18 protein-coding genes are annotated in these 17,289 nt (G+C 70.7%); 10 read left to right on the top strand and 8 right to left on the bottom strand.

Annotation, left to right across the window (positions count from 1 at the left end; translation table 11 throughout):
• Nucleotide 1: 1 nt before the first annotated feature.
• On the top strand, nucleotides 2-1,024 hold the full coding sequence (locus tag ACLF6P_RS03590) for an ATP-binding cassette domain-containing protein (protein ID WP_415948001.1): 1,023 nt from the start codon (nucleotides 2-4) through the stop codon (nucleotides 1,022-1,024).
• Nucleotides 1,021-1,878: an ABC transporter permease gene (locus ACLF6P_RS03585; RefSeq protein WP_415947999.1), complete on the top strand. Its 858-nt coding sequence runs from the start codon at nucleotides 1,021-1,023 to the stop codon at nucleotides 1,876-1,878. Before ACLF6P_RS03590 ends, ACLF6P_RS03585 begins: the two co-directional genes overlap by 4 nt.
• Before the next feature lie 89 nt (nucleotides 1,879-1,967).
• On the opposite strand, the gene ACLF6P_RS03580 is transcribed toward ACLF6P_RS03585, so the two are convergent.
• Both ACLF6P_RS03580 and mca read right to left on the bottom strand, forming a co-directional pair.
• Nucleotides 1,968-2,204 (bottom strand): hypothetical protein, encoded by a 237-nt coding sequence (locus tag ACLF6P_RS03580; protein WP_415947998.1) that lies wholly within the window; start codon nucleotides 2,202-2,204, stop codon nucleotides 1,968-1,970.
• On the bottom strand, nucleotides 2,197-3,078 hold the full coding sequence (mca, locus tag ACLF6P_RS03575) for a mycothiol conjugate amidase Mca (RefSeq protein WP_415947997.1): 882 nt from the start codon (nucleotides 3,076-3,078) through the stop codon (nucleotides 2,197-2,199). Before mca ends, ACLF6P_RS03580 begins: the two co-directional genes overlap by 8 nt.
• 162 nt (nucleotides 3,079-3,240) lie before the next feature.
• Here mca and ACLF6P_RS03570 point away from each other — a divergent pair, with 162 nt between their 5' ends.
• Complete coding sequence (locus ACLF6P_RS03570) at nucleotides 3,241-3,645, top strand: DUF4307 domain-containing protein (protein ID WP_415947995.1); 405 nt, start codon at nucleotides 3,241-3,243, stop codon at nucleotides 3,643-3,645.
• Nucleotides 3,646-3,864: 219 nt separating this feature from the next.
• Nucleotides 3,865-4,362, top strand: coding sequence for a transcription elongation factor GreA (gene greA / locus ACLF6P_RS03565; protein WP_415947994.1), 498 nt, complete (start codon nucleotides 3,865-3,867; stop codon nucleotides 4,360-4,362).
• Nucleotides 4,363-4,455: 93 nt separating this feature from the next.
• Here the strand turns inward: greA and ACLF6P_RS03560 are convergent, their stop codons facing one another.
• From ACLF6P_RS03560 to ACLF6P_RS03550, 3 genes are all read right to left on the bottom strand, one after another.
• Entirely contained in the window at nucleotides 4,456-7,695 is a 3,240-nt protein-coding gene (locus tag ACLF6P_RS03560) for a tetratricopeptide repeat protein (protein WP_415947992.1), read from the bottom strand.
• A gap of 200 nt (nucleotides 7,696-7,895) precedes the next feature.
• Nucleotides 7,896-8,945: a L,D-transpeptidase family protein gene (locus ACLF6P_RS03555; protein ID WP_415947991.1), complete on the bottom strand. Its 1,050-nt coding sequence runs from the start codon at nucleotides 8,943-8,945 to the stop codon at nucleotides 7,896-7,898.
• 294 nt (nucleotides 8,946-9,239) lie between these two features.
• A complete protein-coding gene (locus ACLF6P_RS03550; protein ID WP_415947989.1) occupies nucleotides 9,240-10,469 on the bottom strand; it encodes an NAD(P)/FAD-dependent oxidoreductase in 1,230 nt (409 codons plus the stop codon).
• 338 nt (nucleotides 10,470-10,807) lie between these two features.
• On the opposite strand from ACLF6P_RS03550, the gene ACLF6P_RS03545 reads away from it, so the two are divergent.
• The 3 genes from ACLF6P_RS03545 (at nucleotide 10,808) to ACLF6P_RS03535 (ending at nucleotide 13,704) form a co-directional block, all read left to right on the top strand.
• Nucleotides 10,808-12,148 (top strand): TrkH family potassium uptake protein, encoded by a 1,341-nt coding sequence (locus tag ACLF6P_RS03545; RefSeq protein WP_415947988.1) that lies wholly within the window; start codon nucleotides 10,808-10,810, stop codon nucleotides 12,146-12,148.
• A complete protein-coding gene (locus ACLF6P_RS03540) occupies nucleotides 12,141-12,830 on the top strand; it encodes a potassium channel family protein (protein WP_415947986.1) in 690 nt (229 codons plus the stop codon). Before ACLF6P_RS03545 ends, ACLF6P_RS03540 begins: the two co-directional genes overlap by 8 nt.
• A 409-nt stretch (nucleotides 12,831-13,239) precedes the next feature.
• Nucleotides 13,240-13,704, top strand: a complete 465-nt coding sequence (locus tag ACLF6P_RS03535; RefSeq protein WP_415947985.1) for a hypothetical protein — start codon at nucleotides 13,240-13,242, stop codon at nucleotides 13,702-13,704.
• Nucleotides 13,705-13,839: 135 nt separating this feature from the next.
• Here ACLF6P_RS03535 and ACLF6P_RS03530 read toward each other — a convergent pair whose 3' ends face one another.
• Nucleotides 13,840-14,286, bottom strand: a complete 447-nt coding sequence (locus tag ACLF6P_RS03530) for an Lrp/AsnC family transcriptional regulator (protein ID WP_415947983.1) — start codon at nucleotides 14,284-14,286, stop codon at nucleotides 13,840-13,842.
• Between the two features lie 94 nt (nucleotides 14,287-14,380).
• Between ACLF6P_RS03530 and ACLF6P_RS03525 the strand changes: the two genes are divergently transcribed.
• Entirely contained in the window at nucleotides 14,381-15,337 is a 957-nt protein-coding gene (locus ACLF6P_RS03525) for an SMP-30/gluconolactonase/LRE family protein (protein ID WP_415947982.1), read from the top strand.
• Nucleotides 15,338-15,359: 22 nt separating this feature from the next.
• On the opposite strand, the gene ACLF6P_RS03520 is transcribed toward ACLF6P_RS03525, so the two are convergent.
• Nucleotides 15,360-16,055, bottom strand: coding sequence for a hypothetical protein (locus ACLF6P_RS03520; RefSeq protein WP_415947980.1), 696 nt, complete (start codon nucleotides 16,053-16,055; stop codon nucleotides 15,360-15,362).
• 233 nt (nucleotides 16,056-16,288) lie between these two features.
• Here ACLF6P_RS03520 and ACLF6P_RS03515 point away from each other — a divergent pair, with 233 nt between their 5' ends.
• Both ACLF6P_RS03515 and ACLF6P_RS03510 read left to right on the top strand, forming a co-directional pair.
• Entirely contained in the window at nucleotides 16,289-16,423 is a 135-nt protein-coding gene (locus ACLF6P_RS03515) for a hypothetical protein (protein WP_415947979.1), read from the top strand.
• A 43-nt stretch (nucleotides 16,424-16,466) separates the two neighbouring features.
• Nucleotides 16,467-16,721: an NAD(P)-binding domain-containing protein gene (locus ACLF6P_RS03510; protein ID WP_415947977.1), complete on the top strand. Its 255-nt coding sequence runs from the start codon at nucleotides 16,467-16,469 to the stop codon at nucleotides 16,719-16,721.
• Between the two features lie 217 nt (nucleotides 16,722-16,938).
• Here ACLF6P_RS03510 and ACLF6P_RS03505 read toward each other — a convergent pair whose 3' ends face one another.
• Nucleotides 16,939-17,265: a rhodanese-like domain-containing protein gene (locus ACLF6P_RS03505; RefSeq protein WP_415947975.1), complete on the bottom strand. Its 327-nt coding sequence runs from the start codon at nucleotides 17,263-17,265 to the stop codon at nucleotides 16,939-16,941.
• Nucleotides 17,266-17,289 lie beyond the last annotated feature (24 nt).

Here is a 17,289-nt window from a genome sequence, read left to right as displayed (position 1 = left end):
TATGCCAGGCGCCATCTACGCCGAAGGCCTGGTGAAGCACTTCGGCGACGTAAAGGCTCTGGACGGCGTCGACCTCGATGTCCCCGAGGGCACCGTCCTCGGGCTCCTCGGCCCCAATGGCGCGGGCAAGACCACCGCGGTCCGCTGCCTGACCACGCTGCTCACCCCCGACAGCGGCACGGCCCGGGTCGCCGGCATCGATGTCGTCAAGCACCCCAACGAGGTGCGCCGCTCCATCGGCCTCTCCGGCCAGTTCGCCGCGGTCGACGAATACCTGACAGGCCGCGAGAACCTGCAGATGGTCGGCCAGCTCTACCAGATGAGCAAGCGCGCGGCGAAGGCCCGCGCGGCCGAGCTCCTCGACCGGTTCAACCTCGCGGACGCCGCCGACCGACCCTCCAAGACCTACTCCGGCGGCATGCGCCGCCGCCTCGACCTCGCCGCGGCCCTCGTCGTCTCACCGCCCGTGATGTTCATGGACGAGCCGACCACCGGCCTCGACCCCACCAACCGCCAGGCGCTGTGGGAGGTCATCAAGGAACTCGTCGACGGCGGTACGACCCTCCTCCTGACCACGCAGTACCTGGAGGAGGCCGACCACCTCGCCCACGACATCTGCGTCATCGACCACGGCCACGTCATCGCCCGCGGCACCTCCGACCAGCTCAAGGCCCAGACCGGCGGCGAGCGCGTCGAGGTAGTCGTCCACGAACCCGAGCACATCGCCCCCGCCGGGGACGTGCTGCGCGCCTTCGCCAAGACGGAGTCCGGCCACACGGTCGACGAACACACCCGCAAGCTCACCGTCCCGGTCACGGGCGGCGCGAAACTTCTCGCGGAGGTCATCCGCGAGCTCGACGCGCGGGGCATCGAAATCGACGACATCGGCCTGAGGCGCCCGACGCTCGACGACGTCTTCATCTCCCTGACCGGCCACAAGGCCGAGGAGGAAGAGGCGAACGGTGAGGGCGAGGACGCGGACGCCGGTAAGGGACGCAAGGCCCAGAAGGAGGCCGTGAAGTGAGTGCGGTGACCGAGACGGTCAAGCTGCCCGCGGGAGGCAGCATCGGGCAGTCGATCAGGGACTCCCTGGTGGTTGCCCGAAGGAACCTGATCCGCATGGCGCGGATTCCCGAGATGATCCTGTTCGGCGTCATCCAGCCGGTCATGTTCGTCGTGCTGTTCACGTATGTCTTCGGCGGCTCGATCGCCATCCCGGGCGCCGGTGTGAGCGCGAGCGCGTACAAGGAATTCCTGATGGCGGGCATCTTCGCCCAGACCGTCACCTTCGCCACGGCCGGTGCGGGAGCGGGTATCGCCGATGACATGCACAAGGGCCTGATCGACCGCTTCCGGTCGCTGCCCATGGCGCGCGGCGCCGTGCTGACCGGCCGCACCCTGGCCGACCTCGTGCAGACGGCCATCACGCTGACCGTGCTCGCGGTCGTCGCGCTCCTGGTCGGCTGGCGCACCCACGAGAACATCGGCAAGGTGCTCGCGGGCTTCGCCCTGCTCCTGCTGCTCGGCTACGCCTTCACCTGGATCGGCGCGCTGATCGGCCTCTCGGTCCGCACCCCGGAGGCCGCGACCTCCGGCGGCCTGATCTGGCTGTTCCCGCTGACCTTCATCTCGAACGCCTTCGTGCCGGTCAACGGGATGCCGGCCTTCCTGCAGCACGTCGCCGAGTGGAATCCGTTCAGCGCGACGGTGGCGGCGGCCCGTGAGCTGTTCGGCAACACGATCGCCGGGGTGCCGAAGTCGGTCACGGGTGCGTGGCCGATGGAGCACCCGATCCTGGCGTCCCTGATCTGGTCGATCGTGATCATCGTCGTATTCCGCACCCTCGCCGTCCGGAAGTACCGCAACGCGGCGAAGTAGGTCCGCGTCCGATGCCCGGACAGAAGCCCCCGGCCGTCGGCCGGGGGCTTCGTCACGTCACGGGCTGACGGCCGGGCCTCGGACGCCGCCTAGGCCTGCGGTGCCTCGCCCTTCGGCGACGTCGGCGACGCGGGCGCCTCGGGGTCGGGGGACTCCTTGAAGTCGACGCGGCCCATGTGGCGGTTCATCGACTTCATCAGGAACCACACCCCCACCGCGAGGGCCGCGAAGACGAGGAACCCCAGGACGCCCGGGGTCACCTTGTCCTCGTCGAGCTCCTTCGCGAGCAGGACCGCCTGTGCCAGATTCACGCTCATGTCAGGCATTGTCCCGTACGCCCGCGAAGAGGTCGGACTCGGGGAGGGACACGTCGACGAGTGACTTCGCCAGCTCGTACTCCTCCGTCGGCCAGACCTCCTTCTGGATCTCCATCGGCACCCGGAACCAGCCGCCGTCGGGGTCGATCTGCGTGGCGTGCGCGATCAGCGCCTTGTCGCGGGTCTCGAAGAAGTCCGCGCACGGCACATGCGTGGTCAGGGTGCGCTCGGCGCGCTCGAACTGCTTCCAGCGCTCCAGCCACTCCCCGTACGGGGATTCCATGCCGCGCGCGAGCAGCGCCTCGTGCAGGGCGATGGTGCGCGGCTTGTTGAAGCCCTGGTTGTAGTAGACCTTCAGCGGCTGGTACGCGGTCCCGTACTCGGACTCCGGGTACTTCTCGGTGTCCGCCGCGCCCTCGAAGGCCACCATCGTGATCTTGTGGGTCATGATGTGGTCGGGGTGCGGGTACCCGCCGTTCTCGTCGTACGTGGTGATCACCTGCGGGCGGAAGGAGCGGATCTGCCGCACCAGCTCACCGGCGGCCTTGTCCACGTCCTCCAGGGCGAAGCAGCCGTCCGGCAGCGGCGGCAGCGGGTCGCCCTCGGGCAGGCCCGAGTCGACGAAGCCGAGCCACTCCTGCTTCACGCCGAGGATCTCGCGCGCCTCGTCCATCTCCTTGCGGCGCACCTCGTGGATGTTCTCCTCGATGTACTTGTCGCCCTGGAGCTTCGGGTTGAGTACGGAGCCGCGCTCGCCGCCCGTGCAGGTCACGACAAGGACGTCCACCCCCTCGGACACGTACTTGGCCATGGTGGCCGCGCCCTTGCTCGACTCGTCGTCGGGGTGGGCGTGCACGGCCATCAGTCGCAGCTGCTCAGTCAAGGCGGGTCCTCGGTCCTCGGTCGCTTCAATCGCCTCCTATAGTGACGGAAGGCGGGGCGGGATAATTCCCCGGTCCGCACAAAGCTCCCGCAGCGGGCTCCCGCACCGAGGCGCCCATCGGGCCCGCAGGAGCCGTTTCAAGCCATTGCCGAAAGGACGATCATGAGCGCGGCACCGCAGACGCTCCCCGAGTCCCGTTACGGGGCCTCCTCGGACGAGCGCGCCGACCGCAACCTCAAGATCGTCGGCGCGGTGCTCGGGGTGCTGATGCTCGCGCTCATCGGCTGGTTCGGCTACGACTACATTTCGGCCAAACAGAACTTCAGCGGGGAGCTGACCAAGTCCAAGGTGGTCTCCGACACCGAGGTCGAAGTGCTTCTGGAGGTCCGCAAGGCGGCCGAGGCCTCGGGGGTCTGCACGGTGCGGGCGCTCGCCGAGTCGGGGCGCGAGGTCAGCCGCGTGGACGTGGTCTTCGACCAGGCGGAGACCTCCGTGGTCGAGGTGATCACGCTGGAGACCATCGAGCGGGCCACCGCAGCGGAGCTTGTCGGCTGCTCGCAGCACTGATGCTTGGCGGTTGCTCACGGCACTGACGCTCGTCGGCTGCTCGCAGCACCGACGCCTGTCGGTTGCTCGCGGCACTGACCTGCGGCGACGCGGTCGGGCGCGTTACGTCCTCCCTCTTTCCCGCCTGAATTGTTAGGCTCGTGGTTTCGCCCACCCAGGAAGGAACATCCTTCGGGGTAGGGCGATGCTTTGTATTCCCAGTACCTACGAGGAGCACCTGTGACCCAGACCAGCGACAACGTCACCTGGCTGACCCAGGAGGCGTACAACAAGCTCAAGGACGAGCTTGAGTATCTGTCTGGTCCCGCACGCACCGAGATCGCCGCGAAGATCGCCGCCGCGCGCGAGGAGGGTGACCTGCGGGAGAACGGCGGGTACCACGCGGCCAAGGAGGAGCAGGGCAAGCAGGAGCTCCGGGTGCGCCAGCTGACCCAGCTCCTCGAACACGCCAAGGTCGGCGAGGCGCCGGCGGACGACGGCGTCGTCGAGCCGGGCATGGTCGTCACGATCGCCTTCGACGGCGACGAGGACGACACGATGACGTTCCTGCTCGCCTCCCGCGAGTACGCCTCCGCCGACATCGACACCTACTCGCCGCAGTCCCCGCTCGGCGCGGGGGTCAACGGCAAGAAGAAGGGCGAGGACGCGGAGTACGAGCTGCCGAACGGCAAGATGGCCTCGGTCCGCGTCCTGGACGCGAAGCCGTACAGCGGCTGAGCCCCGCGCACGCACGCAGGAGCCCCCGGCCGGCAGGCCGGGGGCTCTCGTGTGTGCGGACTCGCGAAGGACCGCCCCGGTCGGCGGGCCCGGTCAGGGGGCGGCGGCCACTCCCATGATCTCCCGGGCGTGGCGGCCCGGGACCATGCCCAGGCGCCAGGCCTGCCAGCCTGCCTCCAGGTCGATTCCGCGTTCCAGCATCAGCGCGTAGGCCGGAAGGTATTCGGCGAGTTTGCCGTCGCGGCTCGGGTGGTCGGCGGTGGTGAGCTGGAGGAGTTCCTCGTGGGCGACCGCCGCGCCGACCTCCGAGCCGCCGGGGGAGGCGTAGGGGAGGAGCGTGCAGCGAAGGAAGCGGGCCCAGTCCTCGCCGCGCCGGTCGCCGTACGAGGCGAAGAGCGCGGCGGCCGTGTCGCACAGGTCGAGGGCCTGGGCACAGCGGTTGTTGCCGGCGTCGACGACGGCGAGTTCCAGGCAGGTCCAGGCCTCGCCGTGGGCGACTCCGATGCGGTGGAAGTCGGCGCGGGAGTCGGCGAGGAGCTGGCGGGCGAAGCCGGAGTTGCGCAGGGAGCCGGTGCGGGCCGCGCCCTGGTCGCGGGTGGCGCGGCCGGAGTGGTGGCGGGCGCAGGCGAGCCCGTAGACGTCGCGCATCCGGGAGAACATCGTGCGGGCGCGTTCGAGTTCGCGTACGGCCTGGTCGAGGTCGCCGCGTTCCTCCAGGGCCTGGCCCAGGTAGTACAGGGTCCAGGCCTGGCCGCGGGCGTCCTCGTTGTCCCGGTGCCGCGAGAGGGCCTGGCGCAGCCCGTCCACGGCGGGGGAGATGTCGCCGGCGACGAGCCGGGCGCGGGCGAGCTGGGTGATCGCCCAGGCTTCGCCGCGTGGGTCGCGGGTCTGTCCGTACAGGTCGAGGGCCGTCTGCAGTTCGCTTTCGGCGCGCGCCACCTCGCCCATGCGCAGCCGGACCTGGCCGAGCTGGAAGTGCGCCCAGGCCTGGCCGTGGACGGATTCGCCGGCCTGGTGGAGGGCGAGGGACTGGCGGAGCAGGCGCAGGGCCTCGGCGATCTGTGCGCGGTCGCGTTCGACGGCGGCGAGCGCGTGCAGGGTCCAGGCGCGGTCGGCGTCGAGGGCGGGTGAGGCCTGCAGGTCGAGGGCTTCGCGGAGTTTCGCGGCGGCCTCGGTGAGCTGGCCCTGGTGGTGCAGGGTGATGCCGAGGGAGCCCAGGGCGCGGGCGGCGCCGGGTTCGTGGTGGGCCTCGAAGTAGAGGTCGACGACGGAGGACAGGGTGCTGCGGGCCTTGTCGAGTTCGCCGAGCTGGCGTGCCGCGATGCCGGTGCGCCACTGCACGGAGCGGCCGAGGAGGCCCTGGTCGACGGCGGTGGTGAGTTCGCTGATCTCGCCGAGGCGGTAGAGGTCGCCGCGCAGCAGACAGTAGTCGCACAGCGCGCCGAGCAGGTTCAGTACGGCCTGCTGGTCGACGCCTTCGGCGTGCCGCAGGGCCGCGGTGATGAAGGAGGATTCGTCGTCCAGCCAGCGCAGGGCGGCTTCCAGCGAGGTGAATCCGTGCGGGCCGAACTGGTCGGCGCGGGTGGAGGTCTTGCCGTCGACGAGGCGGATCACGGAGTCGGCGAGTTCGGCGTAGTTGGTGATGAGCCGTTCCTGGGCGGCGCCGCGTTCGGCGGGGTCCTCCTCGTCGAGGAGACGGGCCTGGGCGAAGGCGCGTACGACGTCGTGCAGCCGGTAGCGGCTGCCGCGTACGTGGTCGAGGAGGCCGGCCTCGACGAGGGCCGTGAGGTGGGTGGTGGCGGCCTGTTCGTCGGTGGCGAGGAGGGCGGCGGCCGCGGCGGCGCCCAGTGAGGCGCGGCCCGCGAGGGCGAGGCGGCGCAGGAGGCGGCGGCCGGTCTCGTTCTGGTCGGTGTAGCGCAGCCACAGGGCGCGTTCGATGACGTCGACGGGCCCGTAGGCCTCCAGGTCCTCGGCGAGGCGGCGCGGGGAGCGCGGGCCGAGCGCGGAACCGGCCATGCGCAGGGCAAGGGGCAGTGCTCCGCACAGCCGGGTGATCCGGTCGGCCGCCTCGGCGTCGTAGGGGCCGCTCGTGTCCTGCGCCATGGCGGTCAGGAGTTCCTCCGCGCCGGCCGCGTCGAGTGCCTCGACCGGCAGGTGGTGCACCCAGGCGGGGGTGTCGGCGCCGAGGTCGAGCGGGGTGCGGCTGGTGACGAGGACGAGGGAGTCGGAGCGCTCGGGGATCAGGGTGCGGACCTGCCGGGCGTCGCCCGCGTCGTCGAGGACGATGACGACGGGCAGCCCGGTGAGGTGCTGGTGGTAGAGCTCGGTGAGGCGGCGCAGCTGCTGCTCGTGCGAGGAGCTTCCCTCCGCTCCCGGCTCCGCGCGGGCGGTGGAGGCCCCGCCGCGGAACAGGAGCTGTTCGCGGGGTGCGCCGAGCCGGTTCAGGAGGTGCAGCAGCGCGTCGCGGGTGGTGCGCGGCTGGTCGGTGGTGCTGTCGCCGCGCAGGTCGACGAGGCAGGCGCCGCGGAACTGGTCGCGCAGGTCGTGTGCGGCGCGTACGGCGAGGGCGGAGCGGCCGGAGCCGGGGGTGCCGTGGAGTACGACGACGGTGGGTTTGGTCTCGGTCGAGGCGCGGGCCGCGTGCACCCACTGGCCGATACGGCCGAGCTCCTGCCGTCGCCCGGTGAACGGGCCTTCCAGGGAGGGAAGTTGGGCGAAGGAGCTCTCCAGTACGCTGCGCCGCCGCGCCGCCTGGCTCTTGTCCCGCGTGAGCAGTGTGGAGGCCTTCGCCTGCTTCGAGGCGGTGCCGGGGCGCCCGGCCACGACGCGCTGCTGGTCGATGTACGGCCGGATACCCCGTACCTCCAGGGCCGTGAGCCACTGCAGCCGCAGTTGTTCGGGGCCGCCGGGCTGGTTGCGGGCCCCGGCCGCGTGGTGGGCGGCCGGCCAGTGGGTCGCCGTGATCTTCCCGAAGGTGGCCGCCGCGCCCGCCACGGCCACGGCTGCCCCGGCGCCCAGCGCCGTGTCCGTGCCCGTACCGAGAGCGAGGTCGGCCACGGCGGCGGCGACGGCGGCCACCGCGGTCACCAGCAGGGGAGTGGTTCCCTCCTTGCCGAGCCGGTCGCCGAAGGAGCGCGCCCCGGCCTCCGACTCGTCGAGGGCCTGCAGATAGGCCGTGTACTCCTCGGAGGCGCTCGCCGCCATGGTGTCGAGCGCGCCGCGTGCCCGGCTCAGCAGTACGTTCCCGTCGGTGCGCCCGCCGGAGCGGCGCACCTCCTCCTCGACCGCGCGCGCCAGCAGCCGCTCGGCCTCGGCCCGATGGCCGTCCCGCATATCGCGTCCCCCTCGCTACCCGGTTACGCCTACCGGTACGTGCTCTCGCGTACCCAAGTGTCGTACGGATGAAGCCGGTTCCGGAGGGGCACAGGGGGTGGGAAGGGCAGGCGGCACGTGCCCCGTCGCGGAACGCAAACGGCCCGGCCCCCGCCTGCCCGAGTGCTGGCGGGCGGGGGCCGGGCCGTGGTGTCACGGTGTCACCAGTGGATGACGACCTTGGTGCCGGTCTTCACCTGCGTGTCGAAGAGCCACTTGAGGCCCTCGTAGTCACGCACGTTGACGCAGCCGTAAGAGCCGCCGACGTACCCGTTCTGCGCGAAGTTCTCGGAGTAGTGGACGGCCTGGCCGCCGTCGAAGAACATCGCGAACGGCATCGGGGAGTCGTAGATCGTCGAGACGTGGTCGCGGCTCTTCCAGTAGACGTCGAAGACGCCCTCACGGGTCTCGTAGCCCTTGGCGCCGAAGCGGACGTCGAACAGTTTGTTGACCTTGCCGTCGATCACCCAGGCCATCTTCTTGGAGGTCTTGGAGATGCAGAGCACACGGCCGGTCATGCACCGCTCGTCGAGGTCGGCGGCGGAGTCGTCGACGTCCGGCAGCTTCACCGGGGGCTTCAGCTCGTCGGCGGTGGGCTTGCGGGTCTGGCCCGTCAGCTTCTCCCAGGTGTCCTCGTAGACCGTGCCGGTGACCTCCAGGCCCGCGGCCTTCTGGTACGACTTCACGGAGCTCTGGGTGACCGTGCCGTAGTAGCCGGTCGGGTTCTGCTTGAAGTGATCGAGCTGCTTGAGGCGCGCCTGCAGATCACGCACCTTGTCGCTGTTGTCGCCGATGCCGAAGATCTGCTTCTTCGGGAACATCTCGTCCCGGGTCGGCGCCTTGGTCAGCGAGGTCAGCTTCTCCCAGGTCGACTCGTAGACGATGCCGGTGACATCGAGCTTCTGCGCGCTCTGGAACTCGGTGACCGCGCCCTCGGTGGCCGGGCCGTAGTTGCCGTTCGGCACGGCCTTCAGCTGCTTCACCTGGACGAGGCGGGCCTGCAGGTCGCGGACCTTCTCGGAGTTGTCGCCGCGTTTGAAGAGGACCTTCTCCTCTTCCTTCTTCTCCTCTTCCTTTTCCTTCTCCTCCGGCTCCGTCTCGGCCGGGCTCGACTCCTCGGTCGGCTCGGCCGTGGCGGTCGGTGCCGCGGTGTCCGCTGCGGAAGTGTCTTCGTCACCACCCTCGCAGCCGGTCAGGGTGAGGACGGCCACGGCAAGCGTGGCGGCAAGGGTGGTACGTATGCGACTGCGGTGCAGCACTCGGGGCCCCCGGGCAAAAGGCGTCGATGGAGTCGACGGATTGTTGACGACGTGAAGTTTGATTCGCCGGGGACGACAAAGGTTGCGCCCGATCTGATTACGTCCTGATCACAACTGCCGATCCACGCGTCAGAGGCCACCCGCGTTACCTCGCGTCGCGCTCGCGATACCCCGCGTCACGCCCGCGAGGTCCCCGCCTCACCCCCTCCGCGAGGTCCCGCCTCACCCCCTCCGCGACGCCCCGCCTCACGCCCGCCGATGCCGCAGATTCACCGCCGCCGCCCGCGCCAGCACCGCCGGGTTGAGGAATCGGACCGGGCTCATCAGCCGGGAGGCGAACAGGTGCATGTGGCGGGCGACCGCCGGATCGCGCGTGGCCGCCGAGAAGACCAGCCGTTCCAGGCCGTTGAACGGGCGGGACCTTGCGAAGTCGACGCCGAGGGCCTGGTGCCCGCGCAGCCGCCGCCCGTGCCGGCGCGCGTACCCGGCGAGCGCCTTGCCGAGATCACCCTGCCCGGCCACCGCGGGCGCCACCGCCTCGGCCAGCCACTGCGCGGACTGCAGCGCCCAGCCGCAGCCCACGCCCCACAGCGGATCGCCGGTCAGGGCCGCGTCCCCGACGAAGGCGACGCCCTCGGCGACGGGCGCACGGGTCTGCAGCGGATAGTCGCGCATGCCGACGATCTTCGAGACGCGCTGCGCGGCATCGACGTCCGGCGCCTGCGGCAGGGCGCGTATCGCCGCGAGGAAGCCTGCCTCCAGGTCGACGCGGAACTCCGGCAGCCGCTTCTTGTCGGGCAGTACCGCGAGGACCGTGACGCCGTCGTCGTTGGGGAAGGCGTACGCCATGTCCGGCTCCATGAACCAGACCTGCGATTTGCCCCCGGGCAGCGGCAGCCCGCGGAAGTGCGCGAAATAGCCGAAGCGGCCGTTCGCGTGCTCCTTCGCCGGCACCCCGGCGTGCCGGGCCACCGCGGAGTCCTTCCCGTCGGCGCCGACGACGAGCCGCGCCCGCAGCTCCCGCTCGCCGCCGTCCGACCTCGCTCGCAGACCCGCGACGCGCCCGCCGTCCCTGATCACCCCGGTCACCTGGTGCCCGGTCAGCAGCTCCACCCCGGGCGTGTCGGCCGCGGCGGCCCGCACCAGCGGGTCGAGGGTGCTGCGCCGCACGTTGTACCCGTACGGCAGATCTGAGCCCTCGGGCTCCACCCACCCCCAGCGCGTGTACCAGCGGGCGTGGTTGCGTACGGCCCCGGCCTGCTCGAGTGCGTCGAGGAGCCCGAGGTCGCGGAGTACGGGGTGGGCGTTGGCGGTGATCGAGTGGGTGCACAGCACCTTGTACGCCTCGGGGTCCGAGCGCCGCTCCAGGAGCCCGACCCGCAGGCCGCGCCGGGCGAGCAGGATCGCCGCCGCGCATCCGGCGAGCCCGGCTCCGCTGATGAGGACGTCGTGATCGGCACGTGCTGGCGTGGTCATCCGCGGCCTCCGAAGCGCTTACTGATCAGTAACTGGTCCAGGATCAGGTCTGGTTGACGCGCTGGCAAGACGTGCGAGAGGCGTATTCCGCGGCGTGCGGGAGTCGGACTCCGCGACGTGCGAGAGGCGGGTACCGCTCGGACACGCAGTATTCCGGCCGGATACCGCCCGTATCCGCTCGGACGCGGGCGGTATCCGGCCGGACGCGCCGGGTTTGCGCCCGGATGCGACCGCGCGCAAACCGGGGGCCGCCGCCGGAAAGCGGAAGAGGTTGTCTATCGTCCTTTGGTGCGAAAAATCATGGTGCCGGTCCGAGGACCGGCCAAGGCCTCGCTGTGGTGACGCGCCTCCGGCCCCGCCTGCGGCATCCGGCGCAGGCGGTCGTGGCCGGATTCGGTACGGCGATCGCGGCCGGGACCGGCCTGCTGATGCTCCCCGCCGCCAAGGCGGGAGCGGGCGGCGCGGGTCTCGTCGAGGCCCTGTTCACCTCCACCTCCGCCGTGTGCGTGACCGGTCTCATCGTGGTCGACACACCCGTCTACTGGAGCGGCTTCGGGCAGGCCGTGATCCTGGGGCTCATCCAGGTGGGCGGCCTGGGCATCATGACCTTCGCCTCCGTGCTCGTGCTGCTCGTATCGCACCGCATGGGCCTGAAGGCACGCCTCACGGCCGCCGCGGAGACCAAGGCCCTGGGCCTCGGTGACATCCGCTCGGTCGTGACCGGCGTGGTCAAGGTCAGCCTGCTGCTCGAAGCGCTCACGGCCCTGGTGCTGATGCTGCGCTTCGCCACCGCGTACGACGAATCCTGGCCACGGGCGCTGTGGCTCGGCGTCTTCCACGCCGTGTCGGCGTTCAACAACGCCGGATTCGCCCTGTACTCCGACAGCCTCATGGGCTTCGTCGCCGATCCGTGGATCAGCCTGCCCATCGCGCTCGCGGTCATCGCCGGCGGGCTGGGCTTCCCGGTCCTCTTCGAACTGCGCCGCCGCTGGCACCGGCCGCGGGACTGGTCCCTGCACACCAAGATCGTGGTGTGGGCCTCCGGCATCTTCCTGGTCGGCGGCAGCGCCTTCATCACCGCGATCGAATGGTCCAATCCGGCCACTCTGGGCGCGCTGGACACCCCGGGGAAGCTGCTCGCCGGCTTCTTCCAGGGCGTCATGCCGCGCACCGCCGGCTTCAACAGCCTCGACACCTCGCAGATGAACCCGGCGAGCTGGCTGGGCACGGATGTCCTGATGTACGTCGGCGGCGCCAGCGCCGGCACCGCGGGCGGCATCAAGGTCACCACGTTCGCCGTGCTGTTCTTCGTCATATACGCGGAGATCCGCGGCGAGGGCGCGGTCAACATCTTCCACCGCCGCCTGCACGGCGACCTCCAGCGGCAGGCCCTCACGATCGTGCTGCTCTCGGTGGCTGCGGTCGCCATCTCCACCCTGGCCTTCGTGGTCTTCAGCGAGCACAATCTCGACCACTCGCTGTTCGAGACCGTCTCGGCCTTCGCCACCGTCGGCCTGTCCACCGGGATCACCGCCGACCTGCCGACCGGACTGCACCTGATGCTGGTCGCGCTGATGTTCATCGGCCGTCTCGGCCCCATCACAGTGGCCTCCGCGCTCGCGCTGCGCAGCCGCGTCCGCCTGTACGACCTGCCCGAGGAGCGACCCGTCATTGGCTAGGAAACCAAGCCCCAAGAAGCGCCGCGGACGCCCGGAGAGCTCCGTCGTCGTGATCGGCCTCGGCCGCTTCGGCCGCGCGCTGGCCCTGGAGCTCGTCGACGAGGACACCGAGGTGCTCGGCATCGACGAGAACGCCGAGACCGTCCAGGCACTCAGCGGCTCCCTCACCCATGTGGTGCGCGCGGACTCCACGAAGGAGGACGCCCTGCGCCAGCTCGGCGTCCACGAGTTCGAGCGCGCCGTCGTCGCCATCGGCACCGACCTGGAGGCGAGCATCCTCACCGCCTCGCTGCTGATCTCCTTCGGCATCCAGAACGTCTGGGCCAAGGCCATCAGCGAGGCGCACGGCCGCATCCTCACCCAGCTCGGTGTCCACCACGTCGTCTACCCCGAGCACGACATGGGGCAGCGGGTCGCCCACCTCGTACGCGGGGGGATGCTCGACTACATCGAGTTCGAGGACGGCTTCGCCATGGTCAAGACCAGCCCGCCGGCCGACGTCATCGGCATTCCGCTGTCCCACAGCGCCGTCCGCACCCGGCACGGCGTCACCGTCGTCGCCATCAAACGGCCCGGCGAGGGCTTCACGTACGCCACCGCCGAGACCGTTGTGGAGGCGGACGACACGATCATCGTCGCCGGACGCACCCGGGCCACGGAGCGTTTCAGCGAGCTGCGCTGAGCGGGGCGGCGTTCAGCTCCGGTGCCGGTCATGGGGCCGCAGCTCGCGCGCGTCCAGGACCTGCCACGGCGGCTCGGCGGCGTCGGTGAGGACGCCCACTTGAAGAGCGGCTTGTACGGGGCGGGCCCGGCGGACCGCAGAACATGGGCCACCGGCGAACCTCTCCCCTCGGCATCGCGTTGACAGGCATCTGCACCACGTATATGAGCCAACTACCCGCTCTTGCCGCGCAGATTCTGATTCCGGCCTTGGATTGCTGGACGCTGGGCAGGCGTGAGACTTCTGGACTACTGAAGGTCAACTGTTGGGGGAGAGGCCCGTGGTGGGGCAGTCGGGACGGACCGGGCGGACGGGACCGGGAGGGGCCGGAAGGCGCGGACCGGGCGCACCTCCGGAGCCGAAGACGGCGGTGCAGGAGTTCAAGGAGGATCTGGGCTGCGCGGGCCTGTTCTCGCTGCTCGCCGGGGCGCCGGTGGCACTCGCCATGATGGACTGGCGTCCGCTGCTCGTCTTCCCCGCCATGCTCGTTCTCCAGCCGCTGGCCAGGGTGGCCGGCCCGCTCCTGCGCGGCAAGCGGAAGCTGGGGCAGGCCGCGATGGTCCTCGCCTTTTCGGCGGGCCTGGCCCTGTCGGCCGTGATGATCTGGTCCGGGGTGAACCTGATGACCGACACCGACCCGGCCTGCGATCCCTCGACTTCGCAGTGCAACCTCGTGATCGACGGCCGGGTGGTGGGCGAGGCCGACGCCTCCGACGCGACGAGCGAGCGCCTCGGGAACGCCTGGATCGCGCTCTCGGTGACCGTTCTCGGCGTCATCCTGCTGTGCGCGGTGCTCTGGAACGGCTACCGCGCCGTGCGCCGCCGCCGTACCTGACGCGCGCCGTGCGCCGCCGTACCTGACCTGCGTCGCGCCTGACCCGCGCCGTGCGCCGCCCCGCCCGAGCCGGCCGGTTGATCGGCCGGTTGATCGGCCGGTTGATCGGCCGGTTGGGCGGCCCACTGCCGTCCGCTACCCGGCGGCCTCCGTCGGGACCGGGCGCTCGAAGAAGGTCTCCAGGGCGACCGTCGCCTGTGTCCCGCTCACTCCGTCGATCGCGTAGATCCGCCGCAGTACGTCCTGCAGTTGCCCGGTGGTCGCGGTCCTGACCTTGACCAGGACCGAGGCGCTTCCGGCGATGACGTGCGCCTCCAGGATCTCGGGGATCGCGGCGAAGTCCCGCGCCGAATCCCCCATCCACGCCGTCGAGTCCACCATGACGTAGGCGAGGACGCCGCTGCCCACCGCCTCGGGGTCCACCTCGACGGTCGTGCGCCGGATGACGCCGCTCGCGCGCAGTTTGCGCACCCGCTCATGGGCGGCCCCCGCGGAGAGGCCCACGCTCTCGCCCAACGCGGCATAGGACCGCGTGGCGTCCTCCTGGAGTTGAGCCAGCAGGCTCCGGTCCACGTGATCCACAACTCCCCAATCAGTAAAGGCTTGCGCAGACAGTATGACGTCTTGCAGGATCCGTGCCAAGCAGAAGGATATTCGGCAATGGGAGGAGTGGGTCATGTCCAGTGAGCGCCCTGCGCTGTACGAGATGTTCGATGAACGGTTCCGCACCGGACGGTGCATGAACGGCGACCGCGATCCGGAAGTCCTGCACACCGGCAGCCGCTGGGCCGAAGGTCCCCTCTACCTGCCGGCCTGGCGCCAGCTGATCTGGAGCGACATCCCCAACGACCGGATGCTGCGCTGGGACGAGGAGACCGGGAACATCGCCGTCTTCCGCCACCCGGCGGGCCACACCAACGGCAACACCCTCGACCGCGAGGGCCGGCTGATCAGCTGCGAGCAGGGAAACCGCCGCGTGACCCGCACCGAACACGACGGCACGATCACGGTCCTCGCCGACCGGCGGCAGGGCAAGCGGCTCAACAGCCCCAACGACGCGGCCGTGAAGTCCGACGGCTCGATCTGGTTCTCCGACCCCGACTTCGGCATCACCAGCGACTACGAGGGGTACCGCGCCGAGAGCGAGACCGGCTCCAACAGCGTCTACCGCCTCGACCCCGCCACCGGCGAGGTGCGCCTTGTCGCGGACTGCTTCGGAGCCCCGAACGGTCTGGTCTTCTCCGCCGACGAGAAGCGCCTGTACGTCTCCGACACCCGGGCCGGCTGCATCCGGGTCTTCGACGTACGCGAGGACGGCACGCTGTCGGACGGCGCGGTCTTCGCCGATGCCTCGGCCCGCCCGCACGCACGCTTCGACAACCTGCGCTTCGACGCGGAGGGCCGCCTGTGGGCGGCCGCGATGCGCGACGGCGTGCACTGCTACGACCCCGACGGAACGCTGATCGGGCGGCTGAACATCCCCGAAGCGGTGTCCAACATCGCCTGGGGCGGAGCCAAGCGCAACCGGCTCTTCATCACCGCCGAGACCAGCCTCTACTCGGTCGTCATGGCCGTCACCGGCACCCACCCGACCGGCCCGGGCCGCAGGCCATGGCTCGACGCGCGGGCCTGACGGGCGCACCTGTGGTGGGTGGTCAGATCTCCACGGGATACGAGATCAGCAGCCCGAGCGCGACCAGCAGCGCGACCACGGTGAGCCCGTACAGCACCCACCGGTTGACGCCCTTGCGTGCCTTGCCGGTGAACGCGGCGAAGAAGAGGACGAGGGCGAGGAGCACCGCGGTGAGCACATAGTTGTCGGAGCGCTGGTTCGCCTGCCGCGCGTTGGCCGAATTGCGTTCCGCCTCCGCGAGCAGTCTGGCCGCTTCCTCCTCGGTGGCGAGGGTGTACTCCGGCATCGCGAAGGGCACCGGTGGCGCCGTTTTGCTGTTGGCCAGCGGCTTGGTGTCCAGCCAGGCCCGTACGGCTGGCTTGAACTCGCTGCGGAACCTCTCGAAGAGCTGCCCTGACAGGGACTCTGGATCGGGTTCGTAGGACCCCTCCGGCCTCTTCGAGGGATCCTCCAGGATCTCCTGCTGCAGCGCCTCCAGCCAGCTGGTGAAGCTGATCACGTCGATCGTCACCTGCTGCCCGGCCTCGGTGGACTGCCGGGTCGACTCGGTGCGTGCGGCGTTCGCCGAAGCATAGGAATTCGCCTGCACGCCACCCCACTTGGCGCTCTGGAACCCGGCCCAGGCCGTACTGACCGCGGCCAGCGCGATGATCGCCGTGAGCAGCAGCTCCGGCCAGCCCTCCAGCGGCTTGCCCGTCGCCTTGCCGGGGTCGCTCATCGGGCACTCCAGTCTGCCGGGGGCGGGCGGGCCCATGCCGTACGAAGAGGGCCCGGCGATCCGCGGTGGCCCCGGGTCTCAGCCTCCAGTCCGGGCGCGGGGGTGGCCATCGATGCGGGCCGATCGGGTGAAGGGCTCGTGCCCGGGGCGGCGGGCGTGGCGTCCGTCTGCCCGGGGCTGGTCGGCCGCGGCATCGCGGTGCACGGCGTCTACCCGGCGGTATCGACACCGACATGTTCCCCGGCTTCGACGGAGTGCCGAAGGCGGAGCCGCGCACGGTCGCGGAAACCGTCGCGGACTCGATCGCCGCCGGGCACACCGATATCTTCCCCGGCCCCACCTCTGAGAGCGTGTCGGCACTGTGGTGAACCGACCCAGGGGCTTCGAGCGGGTGTTCTCAGGGGAAGGCCGGTGAACGCGGAAGGGTCCACGGTCGCGGTGATCGGGTTCGGCGCCATGACCGCCGGTGACTTCGCACCCGGCTTCCCGGTCCGGCCGGCCGCGAAGGATCTGCGCTACCTCACCCCGCTCGCCGGTGAACTTGCCGCGGACGTCCCGATGGCCCGTGCCGCACCGGCCCGTGCCGCACTGGCCGGATTCCGGCAGGCCGCCGAAGCCGGTCACGCGGACGACGACCTCGCCGCCGTCGCGACCAACCAGCGGTGAACACCCCGCGTGGGGGCCGCGAAGCAGCGGCCCCCACGCGGGCTCGCGGCCCCGGAAGGCGAGTGGCGCACGGAAGGCGAGTGGCGCCCGGCTCGGGACGCGGCGAAGGCGGCGTGCACGGGTGCGTGGCGTGCCGCGCGGCTTACCGAGGCGCGCCCGGGAGCGGTCTCACCCCCGGCGGCCGCGGCCGGGCACGCCGCCTTCGTGGAGTTGCCGGTCAGGCGGACTCGGTGGGGAGGCCGTTCTCCACCCAGTCCTGGATGCCCTCGCGGTACTTGCGGACGTTCGTGTATCCGAGCGCGGTGAGCCGGTCGGCGACCTGGCCGCTGTTGGGGCACGCCGGGTTGGAGCAGTACGTGACGATCGCGGCGTCGCGGTCGGGCAGCAGCGTGGACGCCTGGGCGTTCACGTCGGCGGCGAGCAGTTCGATCGCGCCGGGCAGGTGCTGCTTGGCGTAGTACTCGCCGCCCAGTGCGTCGATCACGGTCACCGTGCCCGCGTCGATGGCCGCCTTGAGTTCGTCCCGTGTGATGAGTGCGGTCATATCCCTACCCCTTCAGAATTCGGA

Source organism: Streptomyces lothianensis (assembly GCF_047779955.1).
Lineage (GTDB): Bacteria > Actinomycetota > Actinomycetes > Streptomycetales > Streptomycetaceae > Streptomyces.
This window is presented reverse-complemented; position numbering and strand designations above follow the sequence as displayed.

Bases quoted from the DNA above. Each gene is read 5' to 3' on its own strand.
- ACLF6P_RS03520 (WP_415947980.1), bottom strand. From the start codon at position 16,055: ATGAGCGACCCCGGCAAGGCGACGGGCAAGCCGCTGGAGGGCTGGCCG.
- ACLF6P_RS03505 (WP_415947975.1), bottom strand. From the start codon at position 17,265: ATGACCGCACTCATCACACGGGACGAACTCAAGGCGGCCATCGACGCG.
- ACLF6P_RS03550 (WP_415947989.1), bottom strand. From the start codon at position 10,469: ATGACCACGCCAGCACGTGCCGATCACGACGTCCTCATCAGCGGAGCC.
- ACLF6P_RS03570 (WP_415947995.1), top strand. From the start codon at position 3,241: ATGAGCGCGGCACCGCAGACGCTCCCCGAGTCCCGTTACGGGGCCTCC.
- ACLF6P_RS03525 (WP_415947982.1), top strand. From the start codon at position 14,381: ATGTCCAGTGAGCGCCCTGCGCTGTACGAGATGTTCGATGAACGGTTC.
- ACLF6P_RS03515 (WP_415947979.1), top strand. From the start codon at position 16,289: ATGTTCCCCGGCTTCGACGGAGTGCCGAAGGCGGAGCCGCGCACGGTC.
- ACLF6P_RS03590 (WP_415948001.1), top strand. From the start codon at position 2: ATGCCAGGCGCCATCTACGCCGAAGGCCTGGTGAAGCACTTCGGCGAC.
- ACLF6P_RS03560 (WP_415947992.1), bottom strand. From the start codon at position 7,695: ATGCGGGACGGCCATCGGGCCGAGGCCGAGCGGCTGCTGGCGCGCGCG.
- ACLF6P_RS03580 (WP_415947998.1), bottom strand. From the start codon at position 2,204: ATGCCTGACATGAGCGTGAATCTGGCACAGGCGGTCCTGCTCGCGAAG.